Below are 6,035 nucleotides of genomic sequence, written 5' to 3'. Positions count from 1 at the left end.
GCCCGTGGCGCCGTGGCGGCCCCCGCCTCGTCACCCCACGAGGCGGGGGCCGGCCCGGCCGCACTGGCGCCCAACCGACGCCAACACATGTGTTCCATTACATAATTTTACCTAAACTTTACAATCGTGACCGAAATGTAATGCACACATGATGGACATCCATCGTTTCAACCACGCCCGGGACGATACCCTCATCACGTCACCGGCGGTCTCACATCAGACCGCCCCATCTACATAGGAGGGCATCTCCATGAACCTGAAGAAGGCCTGGCTGGCGGTCCCCGCAGCCGCGGCGCTCGCGCTGACCGCGTGCAGCGGCGGTGGCGGCGGCTCCAACGCATCGGGCGGATCCAGCGACGGGATCGTCACCGTCAACGGCTCCGAGCCCCAGAACACCCTGCTGCCCGGCATGACCAGCGAGAACGGCGGCGGGCGCATCCTCACCGCCCTCTTCTCCGGGCTGGTCCGCTACGACAACAGCGGCAAGACCGTCCTCGACGTGGCCGAGTCCATCGAGCCCAACGAGGACAACACCGTGTGGACCATCAAGCTCCACAACGACCGCAAGTTCTCCGACGGCACCCCCGTGAAGGCCTCCAACTTCATCGGGGCGTGGAACCTCGTCACCTCCGAGAAACAGGTCCAGGCCGCGTTCTTCGACTTCTTCCAAGGGACCGACGACGAGGGCAACGGCGAGATCACCGGCCTGGAGGCGTCCGACGAGTACACCTTCACCGCCACCCTCAAGCAGCCCACCGCGGACTTCCGCGACCGGCTCGGCTACTCCGCCTACGCGCCCCTGCCCGACTCGACCCTGGCCGACCCCGACAACGGCGGCGAGCACCCGGTCGGCAACGGCCCCTACAAGGTCGATGGCGAGAACGCCTGGGAGCACAACGTCCAGATCAAGATGGTCCCGAACGAGAACTACGTGGGCGACACGCCCGCTAAGAACAAGGGACTCACCATGGTGTTCTACACCTCCCTGGACGCCGCCTACCAGGACCTGCTCTCCAACAACCTCGACGTCCTGGACGCCGTCCCCAACGCCGCTTTCAGCACGTACGAGTCGGAGCTGAAGGGCCGCACGGCCAACCAGCCCTACGCCGGCATCCAGTGCTTCACGATCCCGCAGTGGCTGCCCCACTTCACGGGCGAGGAGGGCCGCCTGCGCCGCCAGGCCATCTCCATGGCGGTCGACCGCGACTCCATCACGAAGACCATCTTCAACGGCACCCGCACGGCCGCCACGGACTTCACCTCCCCCACGCTGCCCACCTACTCCGACAAACTGAGCGGCAACGAAGTCCTCGCCTACAACCCCGACAAGGCCAAGGAACTGTGGGCGCAGGCCGACGCCATCACCCCGTGGGACGGCACCTTCAAGCTCTCCTACAACTCCGACGGCGGCCACAAGGAATGGGTCGACGCCACCGTGAACTCCATCAAGAACACGCTGGGCATCGACGCCGAGGGCAACCCGTACCCCGACTTCAAGTCCCTGCTGGCGGCCGAGGACGACCAGTCCATCACCGGCGCCTTCCGCGCCGGGTGGATGGCCGACTACCCCAACCCCTACAACTTCCTGCAGCCCCTGTACCAGACGAAGGCCGCCTCCAACAAGGGCGACTACTCGAACACCGAGTTCGACTCGCTCATGACCCAGGCCTCCTCCGCGGCCACGCCGGAGGACTCCGCCAAGTTCCTCCAGCAGGCGCAGGAGATCCTGCTCACCGACTTGCCCTCCATCCCCCTGTGGTACCCGAACACGAACGGCGGCTGGTCGGCGAACGTGGACAACGTCTCCTTCGACTGGCACGGGCAGGCCGTCTACCAGGACATCACCAAGAAGTGACCACTTCGAAGTGACGCGGTAGCGGATCCGACGATCCACCGCCAGGGGTGTGACGAGCGGTTGCCCCGCTCGCCACACCCCTGCTCGCGTTCCCACCACCACGGCGCTCCAGGACCAGTACCGCGGCCCGCCCGCCCCGGGCAGCGGCCCCGTGCCCGATCCCGCAATATCCCGTTTGCGCCCCCTTTACCCTATGATGAAAGCAAAGGCCCCCCTTCTGACCAGGGGCCGGGCCCCGGGCCGCGCCCCGAGGGCCGCACGACCGATTAGAACTTCAAAGGAATGTCCATGCTCCGATACATCGGACGGAGGCTCCTGCAGACCATCCCGGTCTTCTTCGGCGCCACCTTTCTGATCTTCGCGATGGTCTACCTGATGCCAGGTGACCCAGTCGCCGCCCTCGGCGGCGACCGCGGCCTCTCCGAATCCGCCGCCGCCCAGATCCGCGCCCAGTACAACCTGGACAAGCCCTTCTGGATGCAGTACCTGCTCTACCTCAAGGGAGTATTCACCCTCGACTTCGGAAAGGCGTTCAACGGGCAGCCGGTCATCGACCTCATCGCCGGGGCCTTCCCCGTCACCATCCGGCTGGCGCTGTACGCCATGGCCATCGAGACGATCCTGGGCATCACACTGGGCGTCATCGCCGGCGTCAAACGGGGCGGCTGGTTCGACTCCACGGTCCTCGTCCTGTCCCTGGCCCTCATCTCCGTGCCCACCTTCGTCCTCGGCTTCGTCCTCCAGTTCTTCCTGGGCGTCAAACTGGGCTGGCTGCCCACAACCGCCTCGAACTCCGTCACATTCGAGTCCCTGACGATGCCGGCGATGGTCCTGGGCGGCGTGTCCCTGGCCTACGTCATCCGGCTCACGCGCCAATCCGTCTCGCAGAACGTCTCCGCCGACTACGTGCGCACCGCCCGGGCCAAGGGCCTGCCCGGCGGAGTCGTCATGACCCGCCACATCCTGCGCAACTCCCTCATCCCCGTCGCCACCTTCCTGGGCGGCGACCTCGGCGCCCTCATGGGCGGCGCGATCATCACCGAGGGCATCTTCAACATCCACGGCGTCGGCGGAACCCTGTGGAACGCCATCATCAAGGGCGAGCCCCAGACGGTCGTGTCCGTCACCACGGTCCTGGTGCTGGTCTACATCATCGCCAACCTGCTCGTCGACCTGCTCTACGCCGTACTCGACCCGAGGATCCGTTATGAGTGACATGATTCCCTCCGCGAACATCACGCGCACCCGCGCCAACCAGGAGCACTACGTCTCCGACATCGACGAGACCGGCCTGGGCGCAGTCGACGCCGTCCCCGACGAGGGCGCTCCCTCCTCGATGTGGGGCGAGGCGTGGAAGCGCCTGCGCAAGCGGCCCATCTTCTGGTTCGCCGCCATCATCATCGCGGCCACCATCCTCATCTCGCTCTTCCCCGGGCTGTTCACCGGCCAGGACCCCGCGTACTGCGTCCTCGAGCGCCACAACGGCCCCGCCGCCAGCGGGCACCCCTTCGGCTTCGACAAGCAGGGCTGCGACATCTACGCCCGCGTCATCTACGGGGCGCGCGCCTCGGTGTCCGTCGGCATCCTCACCACGATCGCCGTCGTCATCATCGGCGCGACCATCGGCGCCCTCGCCGGCTACTTCGGCGGATGGCTCGACGCGCTGCTCTCGCGCATCACCGACGTGTTCTTCGCAGTCCCGCTGCTGCTGGCCGCCATCGTGTTCATGCAGATGTTCAAGGAGTCCCGCTCCATCATGATGGTCGTCACCGTGCTGGCGGCATTCGGGTGGACGCAGATCGCCCGCATCACCAGGGGCGCCGTCATGACCGCGAAGAACGAGGAGTTCGTCACAGCGGCCAGGGCGACCGGCGCCTCCCGCGCGCGGATCCTCGTCTCCCACATCATCCCGAACTCGATGGCGCCCATCATCGTCTACGCCACGGTCGCACTGGGCACCTTCATCGTGTCCGAGGCGTCCCTGTCCTTCATGGGCATCGGCCTGCCGTCCTCCGTGATCTCCTGGGGCGCCGACATCTCGGCCGCCCAGGGATCCCTGCGGGACGCGCCGATGAACCTCTTCTACCCGGGCATGGCGCTGGCGCTGACCGTCCTCAGCTTCATCATGATGGGCGACGCCGTGCGCGAAGCCCTCGACCCGAAGGCACGTAAGTGAGCGACAACACGAATTACACCCAGCCACTCACCGACGAGCAGATGGAGGCCGCCGTTGAGCGCGCCGTCCAGGCGGGCACCGCTTCCGCCCCGTCGGACGTCCATCCCGACGACGCGAACCCCCTGCTGAAGATCACCGACCTCGAAGTGGCCTTCACGTCCTCGACGGGCGTCGTCCCCGCCGTGCGCGGCGCCAACCTGACGATCTACCCCGGCCAGACCGTCGCGATCGTCGGCGAGTCCGGCTCCGGCAAGTCCACGACGGCCGCGGCCGTCATCGGCCTGCTCCCCGGCACCGGCAAGGTCACTGGCGGCACCATCGAGTTCGACGGGCAGGACATCACGCACCTGAGCACCAAGGAATGGGTGAGGCTGCGCGGCTCCGGCATCGGCCTGGTCCCCCAGGACCCCATGACCAACCTCAACCCCGTCCTGCGCATCGGCACCCAGGTGAAAGAGGCCCTCAAAGCCAACAACGTGGTGCCCAGCTCCGAGATCGGCGCGCGCGTCGCCGCGCTGCTGGAGGAGGCGGGCCTGCCCGACGCGGAGCGCCGCGCCAAGCAGTACCCCCACGAGTTCTCCGGCGGCATGCGCCAGCGCGCCCTCATCGCCATCGGCATGGCCGCACACCCCAAGCTGCTCATCGCCGACGAGCCCACCAGCGCCCTCGACGTCACCGTCCAGCGCCGGATCCTCGACCACCTCGGCAAACTCACCTCGGAGATGGGCACCGCGGTCCTCTTCATCACCCACGACCTCGGCCTGGCCGCTGAGCGCGCCGAACAGCTGGTCGTCATGCACCGCGGGCGCATCGTCGAGTCCGGCCCCGCCCTGGAGATCCTCCAGCACCCCCAGCACCCCTACACCAAGCGCCTCGTCTCCGCGGCCCCGTCGCTGGCCTCGGCCCGCATCGAGTCCGCGCACAAGCGCGGCGTCCAGGTCACGGAGGAGGAGCTCACCGGCGCGGGCATGGGGTCGACCTCCACGGAGGAGATCATCCGCGTCGAGCACCTGTCCAAGGAGTTCGACATCCGCGGCGCCAAGGGCGAGGCGAAGATCCTCAAGGCCGTTGACGACGTCTCCTTCGTCCTGCGGCGCGGCACCACCCTGGCCGTCGTCGGCGAGTCCGGCTCCGGCAAGTCCACCGCGGCGAACATGGTGCTCCAACTGCTCACCCCCACCTCGGGGAAGATCTTCTTCGACGGGCAGGACACCGCGAACATGAGCGAGGGGGAGCTCTTCCGCCTGCGCCGCCGCCTCCAGGCGGTGTTCCAGAACCCCTACGGGTCACTGGACCCCATGTACTCCATCTACCGCCTCATCGAGGAGCCCCTGAAGATCCACGGCTACGGCACCCCCGCCTACGCCAAACAGGAGTACGACCGCGCCCAGGCGACCGGGCGCGAGCCCGAGGAGTGGATCTCCAAGCTCATGGACGCCTCCTCCGGCGCGGTGATGTCCAGCGCGGCCAAGCAGGAGCTCAACCCCAAGAGGCTGCGCATCGCGCGCGTCTCGGAGCTGCTCGAGATGGTGGCGCTGCCCCGCTCGGCGATGCGCCGCTACCCCAACGAGCTGTCGGGCGGGCAGCGCCAGCGCGTCGCCGTCGCACGCGCCCTGGCGCTCAACCCCGAGGTCATCGTCCTCGACGAGGCGGTGTCCGCCCTGGACGTGCTCGTGCAGAACCAGATCCTGTACCTGCTCAACGACCTGCAGGCGCAACTGGGCCTGTCCTACCTGTTCATCACCCACGACCTGGCCGTCGTGCGCCAGATCGCCGACGACGTCATCGTCATGGAGAAGGGCAAACTCGTCGAGGCCAACACGACGGACGAGCTCTTCCACAACCCGGTCGAGGACTACACGCGCGAGCTCATCGAAGCGGTCCCCGGCCGCAACATCCAGCTCAACCTGTAGCGGCGCCGCGCCCCGGGCACTCCCGGGGCGCCCGGCTCCCAGCAGCGCCCCCGGGCCCCGGACCCACCTCCGGGGCCCGGGGGCGTCCGGG

The 6,035-nt window shown here is 67.6% G+C and carries 4 protein-coding genes; all 4 read left to right on the top strand.

The genetic code is table 11. From position 1 onward, the window contains the following. The first annotated feature begins 250 nt into the window (after window positions 1-250). The 4 genes from BH719_RS07505 to BH719_RS07490 all read left to right on the top strand — a co-directional run bounded on the left by BH719_RS07505 (window position 251) and on the right by BH719_RS07490 (window position 5,944). Window positions 251-1,855, top strand: a complete 1,605-nt coding sequence (locus BH719_RS07505) for a peptide ABC transporter substrate-binding protein (RefSeq protein WP_009744222.1) — start codon at window positions 251-253, stop codon at window positions 1,853-1,855. Window positions 1,856-2,143: 288 nt separating this feature from the next. Next, window positions 2,144-3,070, top strand: a complete 927-nt coding sequence (locus tag BH719_RS07500; RefSeq protein WP_034218795.1) for an ABC transporter permease — start codon at window positions 2,144-2,146, stop codon at window positions 3,068-3,070. Further along, on the top strand, window positions 3,063-4,031 hold the full coding sequence (locus BH719_RS07495; RefSeq protein WP_009744220.1) for an ABC transporter permease: 969 nt from the start codon (window positions 3,063-3,065) through the stop codon (window positions 4,029-4,031). Before BH719_RS07500 ends, BH719_RS07495 begins: the two co-directional genes overlap by 8 nt. A 41-nt stretch (window positions 4,032-4,072) precedes the next feature. Further along, window positions 4,073-5,944, top strand: coding sequence for a dipeptide ABC transporter ATP-binding protein (locus BH719_RS07490; RefSeq protein ID WP_050790667.1), 1,872 nt, complete (start codon window positions 4,073-4,075; stop codon window positions 5,942-5,944). Window positions 5,945-6,035: the final 91 nt, after the last annotated feature.

Source organism: Pauljensenia hongkongensis, from assembly GCF_001746855.1.
Lineage (GTDB): Bacteria > Actinomycetota > Actinomycetes > Actinomycetales > Actinomycetaceae > Pauljensenia > Pauljensenia hongkongensis.
Note: the sequence above shows the minus strand (reverse complement) of the source record. Positions and strands in the feature narration are given on the sequence as shown.